We start from the raw sequence: 13033 nt of genomic DNA, 5'->3' as shown, positions 1-13033 counted from the left end.
CGTTCGGTTTTGAGTATTAGGCACTTCTAAAGCGGAGGCGCGGACCATCGGTTGCCTTTGGCCCGCGTGCGGGGTCAGACTGTCGCTTTAATAACAATAATACACGGCGACCGGGCGGCTATACTGCAGTCGGGTCAGCCAGTGGAGGTTCTGCGTGAATCTGATTCTCTATGCCATTCCCGGCTTTATGCTGTTGCTGTTGATCGAGCTGGTTGTCGACTGGCGCAAGCAAACCGGTTATTACCGCACCAATGATGCCATCGCCTCACTCAGCACGGGTATGCTCAGCCAGACCATGGGCTTTGCTACCCGGCTGGTAAGCTTCTTGGCCTATGCCACGCTGTGGGCGGTGCTGCCCCACGGCGAGTTGACCATGACGCCGCTGCTCTGGGTAGTGGCCTTTGTGTTCTATGATTTTTGCTATTACTGGAGCCACCGCAGTCAGCATCAGATCAATGTGCTCTGGGGCATTCACGTGGTGCATCATCAGAGTGAGGAATTCAATCTCTCTACGGCATTGCGCCAGCCGTTCAATGGCTTTGTGATCGGCTCGATTTTCTATTTACCCATGCTGTTTGTCGGCTTTCCGCCCGAGGTGATTGTCACCGTCGGTTCTCTGAATCTGATTTATCAGTACTGGGTGCATACCCGCTTTATCGGCACGCTGGGCTGGTATGAAAAGGTGTTTGTGACGCCGATGAACCACCGGGTGCATCATGCCATTAACGATCCTTATATCGATCGCAATTTTGGCGGTGTGTTCATTCTCTGGGACCGCCTGTTCCGGACGTACCAGCCGGAGCTTGCCGACGAACCCTGTGCGTATGGCGTGCGTAAGCCGCTGCACAGCTGGAATCCGTTTTTCGCCAACTGGCATGTCTGGGGGCAACTGATTCAGGATGCCTGGCACGCCCGTAGCTGGAAAGACAAACTGCGTATCTGGTTTATGCCTACCGGCTGGCGACCGGAGGACGTTAAGGAAAACCATCCTTTGCCGCGTTGTCTGCCGGACACGCAACAGAAGTTCAACAAGGCACCGTCGGCTGTCGTCAGTGCCGTTGTGGTCGCGATACACATCGTGCTGATGGGTTGGACCGTCTGGTTCCTGCTGTTCACCAATGACCTGACGTTTGGCTTGGCACTGGCGCATTTCGTTCCACTGGGCGGCGGGCTGTATATCAATGGCCGGATTCTGGAGCAACGCAAGTACGCTACACGGCTGGCGGTCTCGTTCTGGCTACTCTGTGCCACTTTGCCCTGGTGGGTGTCTGGCTGGCTATTGCCTGCCGGGCTGGTCGCTGCGTTGTTTGCGGCATTTGCCGCCACCACGGTTCTGGCAGCAGCCTGGTCGCGCCGTAAAGCATGGGCTGAAAAATCAGTGGATCCGCGCACGCTGGCTTGAAAGCGGCTGGGTTTATGGCACCCGATCTGGCATTATTTGAGGTGATTCCCATTCTCAGGTCGGTTATTGCTGGCCGGCCTGTCTGCCCGAAAGGATTGGTATGAAACTCACCTCCGAAGCCGCTCTGCGGGACCATTATGGCCATCCGCATGACATGGTTCGTCAGAAAGTATTGTCCGCCCTTGAAGTACACTCCCGCCAGTTCCTGTCACTGTCGCCATTTATGGTGATGTCGACGTCGAACGAGGAGGGTCAACTCGACAGTTCGCCGCGCGGTGGTGAACCCGGCTTCGTCAAAATACTCGATGACACCACCCTGTTGATCCCCGATGCCAAAGGTAACAACCGGCTCGATTCACTGCGCAATATTGTGCTGAACCCCTCGGTCGGGTGTCTGTTTCTGGTGCCAGGTATTCACGAGACGCTGCGCATCAATGGTAAGGCCGAGATTCGCATCGACGACGCCAGCCTGGCGCACTTTGCCCACCTGAAGCAGACACCGATGAGTGTTATTTGCGTGCACATCGAAGAAGTCTTTCTGCATTGCGCCCGGTCACTAACAACGGCGGGGCTGTGGGACCCGGCGGCTCAGGTAGAGCGGTCGGTATTGCCGCCGCTGGGCAAGATGATCAGGGATCAGATTGAAGCTAAAAGCGCAGTTTAGACATCCTGGTGCCATGAACCAGGTAAGTCCGGTTATCTGGGAGGCGGCACCGCAGGGCTGACCTGCTAGGTGCTTACGCGCTCTTTTAACAGTTCTGTGAAAGGTTGCGGACGGTAAAAGAAGTAGCCTTGCAGTTCGTCGCAGCCCAACTCCGCCAGCAGTCTGAGCTGGGATTCGGTTTCTACACCTTCGGCGACCACCGTCAGATCGAGCGTATGGCCCAGATCGATAATGGCCTCTACCAGGGCCAGATGCCTGGGCCCGTCTTCGAGCCGCTGAATAAAGCGCTGATCAATTTTGAGGACGTGCAGCGGCAGCGCTTGCAACATGCCCAGGTTGGAGTACCCGGTGCCGAAATCGTCCATGGCAAAGCGAATGCCCATGGAGGACAGCTCGGCCATGGCGGTCAGGGTTGTGTCGGATTCTTCGGTCAGTGAATGCTCGGTTATCTCGAATTCAACGCGGTGTGCAGGCACATTGGCCTGGTGTATCTCACTGGCGATGAACAGGCTGAGATTCCGTTCTTCCAGCTGCTTGGGTGACAGGTTGATTGACATGACGACGTCATCGTCAAGCTGATCCAGGTGCTCGCTGAACTCTTCCAGGGCACGTCGGATAACCCAGTTGCCGATTTCCACGATCAAATGGCTGCCTTCGGCGATGGGGATGAATTCGCCCGGTGACACCACGCCCAGTTCTTGGCTGTTCCAGCGCAACAGGACTTCCAGGCTGCGCCAGCGCTGATCGACCCGGTCGACCCGGGGTTGCAGCACCAGATGAAATTCGTTGTTTTGCAGGGCATAGGGCAACAGGCGCAGTATGTCCTGGCGGCGATCGTTTTCGAGGTTCATCTGGTCGGAATAGAACTGGTAGCTGCCGCGGTCGACCTCTTTGGCCTTGCGCAGGGCGATCTCGGCTTTCTTGACCAGGCCTTCGTAGTCGGTGTCGTCGGTCGGGCTGGTGGCGATGCCCAGCGTTGCGGTGATGCTGATGCGCACCTCGTCGATCTCAATGATCTCGGTGATGGATTTCAGCAGGGTATCGGCCACAAAGATGGAATGGCTCGGGTCTTTCAGGTTCTGCAGGCAAATGGCGAACGTATCGCCAGACAGGCGGGCAACGGTATCGCTGGTGCGAATGCCGTATTTGATGCGTTCGGTCAGTTGCTTGAGTACCTCATCGCCGACGGTGTGGCCGTAGTTGGTATTGATGGTTTTGAAGTTGTCGAGGTCAAACAACACCAGCGCCAGGTGGTTCTGGTTGCGTTGCGACAGCGAAATGCCCTGTTGCACCTGCTTGCCGAAGAAATTCCGGTTGGACGCCCCGGTGAGTGAATCGTAGTAGTTCAGCTTTTGCAGCTCGGCCTCGGTTGACTTGATCTCGGTGATGTCGCGCAGCATCCCGGTCAGTTCCTGGTTGTCGTTTACGGCAATGGTTTGTTCAACCCAGAGCAGGGCGCTCGGCGTAATGATGCGGTGTTCGAAGCGGGCAAAAGGCTGGCTGCCGTCCAGTACGCTCTGGGTATGCATGGTGAAGTAGGGCCGATCGGGCTCGTAGATGTAGTTGATCATCGCCTCCCGATTCAGCTTGGACTGATCGGTGCCGAGCAATTCCATCAGCGGGGCCGAGAGAGCAAACTGATCGCCAGGCAACGAGGTCCAGGAGCCAAGCCGGCCGAGCCGCTGTGCTTCCAGCAACTTCCCCTCCTGAATCTTCAACTGCAGCCGTTCCTGTTCACGCTGACGCATGACGCGGTACTGCGAACCCAGCAGCAAGATGATGAATAGCCAGACCGTAAAGGCCGAGGCGCGGGTCATCCACAGGGTTTGGCTGGGGGTTGCCCAGCCGGCCTGGGGTTCGGCCAGAACCGACCAGGACAGACCGCCGTGCTCAAACTGGGTGGATACCCGGTGGCGGCCGAGTGTGCCCTGGCTGAACAAGCGGGTTGTCTCATCCCCTCGGCTGACCGACAAGCCCAATCTCAGGTTATCCACACCCGACACAGCCCGTGCGATGACCTGATCCAGTGAGACCACGCCTGAAATGATCATGTGTGGCTGGCCGAAGATTGGCAGGCGGTAGACCAGTGCAGTGTCACCTTGCAACACGGTCAAGGGGCCGACGATCTTGGCCACCTGGGTTTCCATCACTTCGCGGATATCATCGACCTGGTCGGGCACCAGCGCCAGATTGGTGCCGAGCAAGGCAAGATTCTGAGGTTCGGGAGGGTGAACGTGGGTGATCACGAACTGGTTGGTGATGGTGGTATTCAGCAAGCTGAAGGTCTGCGCCGGGATCAATTGCTGTAACCATTGCCGGTAGCGTGCCTGGCTGACTTCGGGTTCCGTAGACACCAGCAAGCTCAGTGCATCCAGATACCCCCGATTGGCGATCAACGCGGTTTCCAGTTGGCTGGACAGACGGCCAATCTGTTCCCGGACGACCTGTTGTTGCTCACTTCGGTCTCGTTCAATCACCAGCACTTCAAACCACTGGGTTACCGGAACGACGGTAACCGCTGCGAGCATGGCAAGGTGCATAGCAGTGAGGTTTCTATGATGGTAAGCACTCACTACCAAGACGGTGGCGGCAGCGGCTGCAAGGGCTGCATCGCCACCTGTTGAGCCTACGAAAAAGGTCGCCAGCAACAGCAACAGCGCGGTGACCAGACTCACTACCAGCATGCAGTCTATCCTCGGCTTGGTTAAGTGTTTTTTCAGTATAGCCCTGATGAGAGGCTTGCGGATACTGCTTCACTGCCCATGGCCTGCGGAAATGATGGCACCGTTCAGCATACTTGCGCACAGCCTTTGCGGGCTACACACCGCCGTGCCGCGGGCATACTCCCACACCGAGGCCCGTGCCCAATGTCACCATCATGGCCGGTTTTGAAAACCGAAAGGCCAGCGCCGCTGCGGTGCTGTCGTGCTCCAGTAAGGCCAGGCCTGAGAAACCGGCGCTGGGTAACCACTGCTGGTGCAGCGTGGTCGCCAGGTGCTCACAATCGTCTATAAGCCGGTGGTAAACGCCCGAGTGATAATCGTGCGGATGGCCGCGGTCGAGATAGCAGGCCAGACTGATGGCCAGTGGCAAGCGTCCGTCGAGGTGCTCGCGGGTGTCTTTCAACACCGCCCGGAAGGCATCTGCCCTGAACAGGCCCTGATCGTCCAGCCAGTGGTCTACCGTTAGTTCTGGCAGAGGAACAATGCGGTTGCCATGATGGTAGGCCAGCCCACGTTTGATGCCGGTTGCGCCAAAATCCATCACCACCAGTGGCTCGGCGGAACCATAGTGCTGTGCCAGCCCAACCAGACCGGTTTGCCCGGCCCAGGGAGAGACCAGCACGTTCAGCGGCGCCAGCGCAGCTTCCAGCAGGTGCGCCAGATGCTGGCCAAACTCACCACTGGTCAACCCGCCCGCCAGCACCAGCGTTTCGCAGCTTTGCCAGTGCTGCGCGTACTGGCGTTGAAAGTCGGACCCGTCTGCCCAGGCCTGGCCGGTGCGGGCAGTTTGGATCACCCGGATCAAGCGCTTGGCAAAGGTCCGCAGAATGGCTTGGTCGGCCTCGGCTTCACCGCTGAAGGTCGTCAGAAACTGGCGAACTGAACGTTCGTCACCCGGGGTGTGTTCGTGAATCAGCGACAGCAACGCCGGCGTTGAAACCCAGTACCGCGCAGGGCGGGGTTTATCTTGCTCGGTCATGACGACCGGCATGCGATTCAGTGAAGCTTCCGGCGTCAGCGCCAGCGGTGAGCCATGTGCATTCATAAGGGCGGGTTAGCGATGAACATCCCGCCACCATAGTTCGCGATGGGCGACTTGAACAGGCGAATCGTGTCAGAATAGTGCTGACGAATGAATGAAACGAGATCCGGCCCAAGCCGGGTGAGGGTGGTTATGGCTACATTGCTTCATCAGATCACAATCGACGCACCGGCCAGCCGAATCTGGGAAATGCTGACAACCCGGCTCGGCCTGCAAGCCTGGTGGGATGGCACCGTCAGTATTGCCGGCGGCGATTGCTGGCGACTGAGTTCGGACGATCTGGACAGTCCGGTAACGCTCAAAGTGGTTGAGGAAGAGCCCGATAAAACCCTGGAATGGCTGTGCGTGCTGGGTGACCCGGACTGGGAAAACACTCTGGTGTTGTGGACCCTGGAAAAAGCCGAACGCGGCTTTACCATTCGGCTGGAACATCGCGACTGGCGTTTGAACGAAGCGGATCTTGCCGCCGAAAACACCCGCTGGGGCGAACGCCTGATGAAACTGCGCCTGCAGTGTCATCACAACGATGACTTGCCGGTCAACGACGATGATTTGAGTGTCTGGACGTGATTCCACCGGCCATCATCGAATGCAATCCGCACTTCTGCGTGCTCGACAAACCGGCAGGCTGGACGGTCCAGGAATCCGAAGACAGTTGGGGGCTATTACGCTGGGCGCGGGCCCAGCTCGGTGGCGATGTCTTTCCGGTACACCGGCTCGATAAACCGACCACCGGCCTGGTGTTGATGGCGCGTAACGCCGCCGCCAACCGCGCGTTGAGCATGCAGTTTCAGTATCGTCAGATTCAAAAGCAGTACCTCGCCGTCAGCGATCACAAACCCAGTAAAAAACAGGGTGCCGTCATTGGCGATATGGTGCGCAGCCGTCGCGGTCAGTGGATGCTGGCACGAACCCGGGAACACCCGGCCATTACGCGTTTTACGTCGATCTCCCTGGCCCCCGGTATTCGTGGCTATACCTTGCTACCCCAAACGGGCAAGACGCATCAGCTGCGCGTGGCAATGAAAAGCCTGTCGTGTCCAATCATCGGCGATAAACGCTATGGCGGCAGCGAGGCCGAGCGTCTGTATCTGCATGCCCACCGTCTGGCATTCGACTGGCAAGACCGGCATTACGCCTTCGAAGCCATTCCGCACGGGCACTGGTTTGAGCGTTGGCGCGCGTTGGGCTTACCGGAGATGCCGATGGCCCGGGAAGCCAGCGCTGCCGTTGATCAATAAGCAAGGAGAGCCGGATGCTGTGGTGGCAATTGCCGGAAGTCTGGATCAGTCTGGCCCTGTCGTGCACCCTGGGGGGGCTGGTGGTGGGCGGTTTCGCCGTTCGCACACGCCGTCAGCTGGAGGCTGAACTGGCAGACGCCGAGGTCAAACACCAGCAAACGCTGTTTGACCTGTCACGGCAAACCGCTGAGTCGCAGCGACTGGAAACCCGGCTCGACGACGTGCAAACCCAGAACGATCGCCTGTTGGCACAGCTGCGTCAGCGCGAAACCCGGCTGGCCGGGCTGGAATCCCAGCAACAGGCCGAGCAAAAACACCATCGCGAACAGGTAGCACTGCTGACCGATACCCGCGATGCCCTGAAGGCCGAGTTCAGCCAACTGGCCAACGAGATTTTTGAAGCCAAGGGCAAGCGTTTCAGTGAACAAAATCAGACCAGCCTCAACGCCTTGCTGACCCCGTTTCGTGAACAGGTGCAGGAGTTCCGCAAGCGCATCGACGACATTCACACTCAGGATACCCGGGGCCACACTGAGCTGATGAGCCAACTGACCCAGCTCAAAGACCTCAATACCCAACTGAACCAGCAAGCCGATGATCTGACCCGCGCGCTCAAGGGCGATAAAAAGCTGCAAGGTAACTGGGGTGAAATGCAGGCCGAGAAAATTCTGGAAAGCGCCGGTCTGCAACGCGGCCGTGAATACGACCGGGAGGCCAACTTTAAAGACGATAACGGCCAGAACAAGCGGCCGGATTTTCTGGTCAACCTGCCCGACGGCAAACACCTGATCATCGACAGCAAAGTCTCGCTGAACGATTACCAGCAGTACGTCGCTGCAGACACTGAACTGGAACGCGACCTGGCCCTGAAACGGCACGTCGCGGCGGTGCGCCAGCACATTCGTAGCTTGAGTGATAAAAATTACCCACATCTTAACGGTTTGAACTCACCGGATTTCGTGCTGATGTTCATGCCCATCGAGCCTGCCTTTGTCGCCGCCTTTCAATCCGACCCGGCGTTGTTCAACGATGGCTTCAAACAGAATATCGTTGTCGTAACGCCCACCACCTTATTGGCCACGCTGCGTACCGTGGCCAACCTGTGGACGCTCGAACGCCAGAATGTGAACGCCAAGCAACTGTTCGATCAGGCCGGTAAGGTGTACGACAAATTGCGCACCTTTGCGATGCACATGGAAAAGCTCGGCAGCCAGATCAACACCGCCAGCAACACCTACGACACCGCCTGGAAAACTCTGCGCGATGGTCGCGGGTCACTGGTGCGTCAGGTTGAAATACTCGAAGAGCTGGGCGCTACCGTGCGCCAGAAACTGCCGGACAGTGTGGCCACCGAACTGTCGGCAGATCATCGGACCAACGGTGCCCGGGCTGCCTCAACCGAAGACGATTGACCCGCATCACTATCGAAGCGCCCTGGCCGTGTTATATAATGTGTTTCTAATGTAGAGGCCGTTACCTGCCATGCCCCATCGCGCTCATCTGTTTTCCTTGCGACCCGCCCACGCCTTGCGCGAGGTCATGGCGGAAGGCTATGACCCCCGAAAACTGGTGCGTGATCTGCTGGCGGGCATTACTGTCGGCATCATTGCCATTCCCCTGGCCATGGCCCTGGCGATTGCCAGTGGCGTGCCACCCCAGTATGGCCTCTACACCGCCATCATCGCTGGCTTTGTCATCGCGCTTACCGGGGGCTCCCGGTTCAGTATCTCCGGCCCGACGGCCGCCTTCGTTGTCATCCTGTACCCCATTGCCCAGCGCTATGGCCTGGGAGGGCTGTTACTGGCCACTGTGATGTCCGGGCTGATTCTGGTCGGGCTGGCCTTGCTCCGTCTGGGTCGCCTGATTGAATACATTCCGGAATCGGTGACCCTAGGGTTCACGGCGGGCATCGCCGTTGTGATCGCCGTCTTGCAAGTGAAGGATGCGTTCGGTTTACCCCTCGAGTCGATGCCGGAACACACCGCCGACAAGGTCTGGCTTCTGGCACAGTCGCTCCCCGAACTTGCCTGGCCCAGTGTGTGTGTGGCCGTCGCCACCTTTGCCGTGCTGGTATTCTGGCCCCGGTTGCGCTGGCCGGTGCCGGCGCATTTGCCGGCGGTGGTGGTGGGCTCTCTGATCGCCTGGTGGCTGAACAGTCAGGGCTGGTCAGTCGATACCATAGGCAGCCGGTTCAGTTATTCCCTGGCCGATGGGTCGATGGGGCAGGGCATACCACCGGTGCTGCCCGCCTTTGAGTGGCCCTGGCAGCGCCCCGGCGGCGATGGTTTACCGGTAGGGCTGAGCTGGGCGCTGGTCATCGAATTGCTGCCCGCTGCTTTTGCGATTGCCATGCTCGGTGCCATCGAATCTCTGCTTTGCGCCGTGGTGCTCGATGGCATGTCGGGCAAGCGGCACAGTGCCAACAGTGAATTGCTGGGGCAGGGCATTGGCAACATTGTTACTCCCTTCTTCGGCGGCATTACCGCGACGGCGGCCCTGGCCCGGTCGGCCGCAAACTTTAAAAACGGTGCGGTCAGTCCGGTTTCGGCCATGGTGCACGCGGGTGTCGTCCTGCTGGGTCTGGTGGCTCTGGCGCCGGTGCTCGCCTGGCTACCCATGCCCGCCATGGCGGCCTTGCTGCTGATGGTCGCCTGGAATATGAGTGAGGCGCCCAAAGCCGTGCACTTGCTAAAGACCGCACCGCGTGGCGATATCTGGGTGTTTCTGACCTGTTTCTCACTGACCGTGCTGGTCGATATGGTGATGGCGATTACCGTGGGCATTCTGCTGGCGGCTGTATTGTTCGTGAAAGAAATCGCCGAGATGACCCGCGTTACCGACATCAGCCAAAATCGCAAGCAGGTCGAAGGTGACTTGCCCGAAGATTGGACGGTATTGAAAATTAACGGTCCCTTGTTTTTTGCGGCTGCCGATCGCGTGTTTGGTGATATCGCGCAACTGTGTCAACAGCGGCGAAACATCATTTTGTATATGGATGGCGTGCCCATCCTCGACGCCGGTGGACTGGCCGCCCTGGAAAAACTGATTGCAAATTGTGGCCGAAACAACACCCGTATTTTCATCGCCGACCTGCAATTCCAGCCGCTGAAAACTCTCGCTCGCGCAAAGGTAAAACCGGTATCGGGGGTCAGTCAGTACTTTTCAACGCTGAACGAGGCGTTGCAGGCGGTTCGGTCGGACAGCCTTTCGTCGAAACTTGATTAACCCCACCGCTGACATTTTTTGGCAGACGGTTACACTGTGCTCCCCATTCGACGGAGCCTGCCGTGGCTGATCTTTCCTGGTTACAACTGACGGGTATCTTCCTGACCTTTGTCTGGAGCGGATTTGTGCGTTCCGGTCTGGGGTTTGGCGGGGCGGCTCTGGCGTTGCCGTTTCTGTTGCTGATCAGTGACCGTCCCGTGGTGTTTCTGCCGATTATTGCGATTCACCTGCTGGTGTTTTCGTCGATCACAGTCTGGCAGAGCCATCGTAATCGACCCAAGGCAACGGATACGGAGCATGCAGAGGGCAGCATCAACTGGCGCTATTTGCGCACCGTGATTCTGATCTTGCTGATCCCCAAGCTGGTTGGTGTGTTCGGTTTGCTGACCCTGCCCGATGCAGTGATGAGTGGCATTATATTCGTCATTGTCGGGTTGTATTCCATTACCTACATTTTGCAGATGCCCTTTCGCAGCAACAGTAAATGGCTTGATGGCGTCTTTCTGGCATTAGGCGGTTATATCAGCGGCACTTCTCTGGTCGGCGCACCGCTGATCATCGCCGTGGTGTCGCAAAAAATTCCGCGCTTTCAATTGCGTGACACCCTCTTTGTGCTCTGGTTTATTCTGGTGTGCATCAAGCTGACGGCGTTTATCGCGTTCGATGTCGATCTGCAACTGATTCATCAGCTGTGGTTACTGCCTGCCGCGGCGATTGGTCATGTGATGGGGCTGCGTTTCCATACTCGCTTGCTGAAAACCGAGGCCACGCGGTTTTATCAGGGCCTTGGTTGGGTGTTGCTGATCACCAGTGGCATCGGCGTTGCCCAGCTCTGGCTCTAAGCCGCGCAACGCCGATGCTGTCGTGTTAGTCCTTTTCGCTGTCGAACAACTCGGTATCGATTTCAGCCAATGTCGCCTTACCGTAGCGCGGGCCGCTGACGGTATCGAGGTTGATGGCCCGGTCGAGTTCGTCCAGAACGTCGTCGCTGAGTTTAATGTCGGCGGCGGCCAGGTTGTCCCGGGCATGATCGAGCTGGGTGGTGCCGGGAATAGCGACCATGGTCGGCGTTTGGTTGAGTACCCAGGCCAGCGTCAGTTGAGCCGGGGTGATGCCGAGGTCAGCCGCGATTGATTTGACCGGGTCCAGCAGCGCCAGGTTTTTCGGATAGTGTTCCTCTGAAAAACGCGGCATCTTGCGGCGGATGTCGTTCTCCGGTAGCTGGTTCGGGTCGGTCAGTTCGCCGCTCAGATAACCCCGGGCCAGCGGGCTGAACGCCACAAAGGTAATGTCGAGTTCTTCACAGGCGCGCAACACAGCGATTTCCGGGTTGCGGCTCCACAGAGAGTATTCAGTCTGCAAGGCGGTGATCCGGTGTTCGCGGTGCGCCTTGCCCAGTGTCTCGGCGGAGACTTCCGACAGGCCCAGGTGGCGTACCTTGCCCTGTTGCACCAGGTCGGCCATGGCGCCAACGCTTTCTTCAATGGGGATGCGCTTGTCCCAGCGGTGCAGGTAGTAGAGGTCGATGACCTCGGTGTTCAGGCGGCGCAGGGCGTCTTCACAGGTTTGTCTGATCACATCGGGGTGGCCATCGATCGAACGCTGACCGGTTTCGTCCTTGAACATGCCGCATTTGCTGGCCAGGTAAAACTCATCGCGACGGTGCATCACGGCTTTGCCGAGCAACGATTCGTTGTTGCCAAAGCCGTAGAGGGCGGCTGAATCGAGGTGGTCATAGCCGAGGTCGAGCGCTTCATTCAGGAAGGTAATGGCGTCGGCTTCGGCTGGCCGCGGGCCATAGGCGTGCGACAGGTTCATGCAGCCAAGGCCGATGCGACGCGTGTCTTTCAGATTCTTCATGGGGCTCTCCGCTGTTTGATTTGGGGTCAGTGTACGATTTTGCGGCGTTTCATGGTTAGTACGCTCTGTTGCAGCCAGGCATAGGTCAACAAAAAGCAGGGCGGCGCACCGGCTAAGCCAGAGGCATATCTCAGGTGGGGTCCGAGCAGATAAGAGCGTCGGCTACTGCTTGGTGCAAAAATAGACCAGCGCAGGCGGTATGTTGATCAGCACGCGCTTGCATTCGTAGCGACCGTAGACCGACAGAAAGTAGGGTTGCAACAACCGGGTATATTGAAAGGCGATGAATACCCCGCCCGGGCGCAGGGCCGCGTGAATGTCTGAAAACAGGGCATGGCGCTGCTGGTTGTCAAAATTAGCAAACGGCAGGCCAGATATCACGCAATCGACGCTGTTCAGATCATGTTTCGTCAGAACATCGGGCAGCAAAAAGGCATCGTGATGGGTGTGTACATCCGGAAAGCGCGCGTTCAGCTCGTGGCGCATGTCGTCGTCGCGCTCAAAGCTGATGAACGTTGAGCCGGGTTTGCGCTGAGCATCGATGGCGGCGGTGATGACGCCGGTACCCGCGCCGAGCTCAACAATATGGTCGGTGGCTTGCCAGTCAACGCTTTCCAGCATCCGGGTCACCAGAAACCGGCTACTGGGTACGATGCTGCCAATGGCCGCCGGTGACCGCGCGAAGCGCTTCATAAAGGTCCAAGTACTCAACATCTCACCTGCCTGGTCGCCTATTGGGGGAAGGTTGTTATTGTGGTTGGTGCCTGCCGGGTTGTCAGCGGTGGCCTGAAACCCAGGGTATTGGCTGAGCAGTGTCCCAATGTACCAGCCCGCAGGCCAGTCTGGCACCCTCTTTTCAACTCACTCACACAGAAG

The 13033-nt window shown here is 58.1% G+C and carries 11 protein-coding genes; 7 read left to right on the top strand and 4 right to left on the bottom strand.

Annotated features, from left to right (window positions below):
* Positions 1 to 154: 154 nt before the first annotated feature.
* Together EP166_RS14770 and EP166_RS14765 are read left to right on the top strand one after the other, a co-directional pair.
* Complete coding sequence (locus EP166_RS14770; RefSeq protein ID WP_127558436.1) at positions 155 to 1402, top strand: sterol desaturase family protein; 1248 nt, start codon at positions 155 to 157, stop codon at positions 1400 to 1402.
* 100 nt (positions 1403 to 1502) lie between these two features.
* Positions 1503 to 2066, top strand: coding sequence for an MSMEG_1061 family FMN-dependent PPOX-type flavoprotein (locus EP166_RS14765; protein ID WP_127558434.1), 564 nt, complete (start codon positions 1503 to 1505; stop codon positions 2064 to 2066).
* Positions 2067 to 2131: 65 nt separating this feature from the next.
* Here EP166_RS14765 and EP166_RS14760 read toward each other — a convergent pair whose 3' ends face one another.
* Positions 2132 to 4750 (bottom strand): bifunctional diguanylate cyclase/phosphodiesterase, encoded by a 2619-nt coding sequence (locus tag EP166_RS14760; RefSeq protein WP_127558432.1) that lies wholly within the window; start codon positions 4748 to 4750, stop codon positions 2132 to 2134.
* A 133-nt stretch (positions 4751 to 4883) separates the two neighbouring features.
* Positions 4884 to 5834, bottom strand: coding sequence for a hypothetical protein (locus EP166_RS14755; protein ID WP_127558430.1), 951 nt, complete (start codon positions 5832 to 5834; stop codon positions 4884 to 4886).
* A gap of 129 nt (positions 5835 to 5963) precedes the next feature.
* Here EP166_RS14755 and EP166_RS14750 point away from each other — a divergent pair, with 129 nt between their 5' ends.
* The 5 genes from EP166_RS14750 (at position 5964) to EP166_RS14730 (ending at position 11139) form a co-directional block, all read left to right on the top strand.
* Positions 5964 to 6401, top strand: coding sequence for an SRPBCC family protein (locus tag EP166_RS14750; RefSeq protein WP_164743957.1), 438 nt, complete (start codon positions 5964 to 5966; stop codon positions 6399 to 6401).
* Positions 6398 to 7072 carry a pseudouridine synthase gene (locus tag EP166_RS14745; protein WP_127558426.1) on the top strand — a complete coding sequence of 225 codons (675 nt, stop codon included), beginning with the start codon at positions 6398 to 6400 and terminating at the stop codon, positions 7070 to 7072. Before EP166_RS14750 ends, EP166_RS14745 begins: the two co-directional genes overlap by 4 nt.
* A gap of 14 nt (positions 7073 to 7086) precedes the next feature.
* Complete coding sequence (locus EP166_RS14740; RefSeq protein WP_127558424.1) at positions 7087 to 8484, top strand: DNA recombination protein RmuC; 1398 nt, start codon at positions 7087 to 7089, stop codon at positions 8482 to 8484.
* Positions 8485 to 8554: 70 nt separating this feature from the next.
* The gene (gene dauA / locus EP166_RS14735) at positions 8555 to 10297 is read left to right on the top strand and encodes a C4-dicarboxylic acid transporter DauA (RefSeq protein WP_127558422.1); all 1743 of its coding nucleotides are present in this window, start codon (positions 8555 to 8557) and stop codon (positions 10295 to 10297) included.
* 62 nt (positions 10298 to 10359) lie between these two features.
* Entirely contained in the window at positions 10360 to 11139 is a 780-nt protein-coding gene (locus tag EP166_RS14730; protein ID WP_127558420.1) for a TSUP family transporter, read from the top strand.
* 25 nt (positions 11140 to 11164) lie between these two features.
* Here EP166_RS14730 and EP166_RS14725 read toward each other — a convergent pair whose 3' ends face one another.
* The gene (locus EP166_RS14725) at positions 11165 to 12157 is read right to left on the bottom strand and encodes an aldo/keto reductase (protein WP_127558418.1); all 993 of its coding nucleotides are present in this window, start codon (positions 12155 to 12157) and stop codon (positions 11165 to 11167) included.
* Positions 12158 to 12319: 162 nt separating this feature from the next.
* Positions 12320 to 12871 (bottom strand): class I SAM-dependent methyltransferase, encoded by a 552-nt coding sequence (locus EP166_RS14720; RefSeq protein ID WP_164743956.1) that lies wholly within the window; start codon positions 12869 to 12871, stop codon positions 12320 to 12322.
* Positions 12872 to 13033: the final 162 nt, after the last annotated feature.

It is taken from the genome of Saccharospirillum alexandrii, from assembly GCF_004000275.1.
Lineage (GTDB): Bacteria > Pseudomonadota > Gammaproteobacteria > Pseudomonadales > Natronospirillaceae > Saccharospirillum > Saccharospirillum alexandrii.
This window is presented reverse-complemented; position numbering and strand designations above follow the sequence as displayed.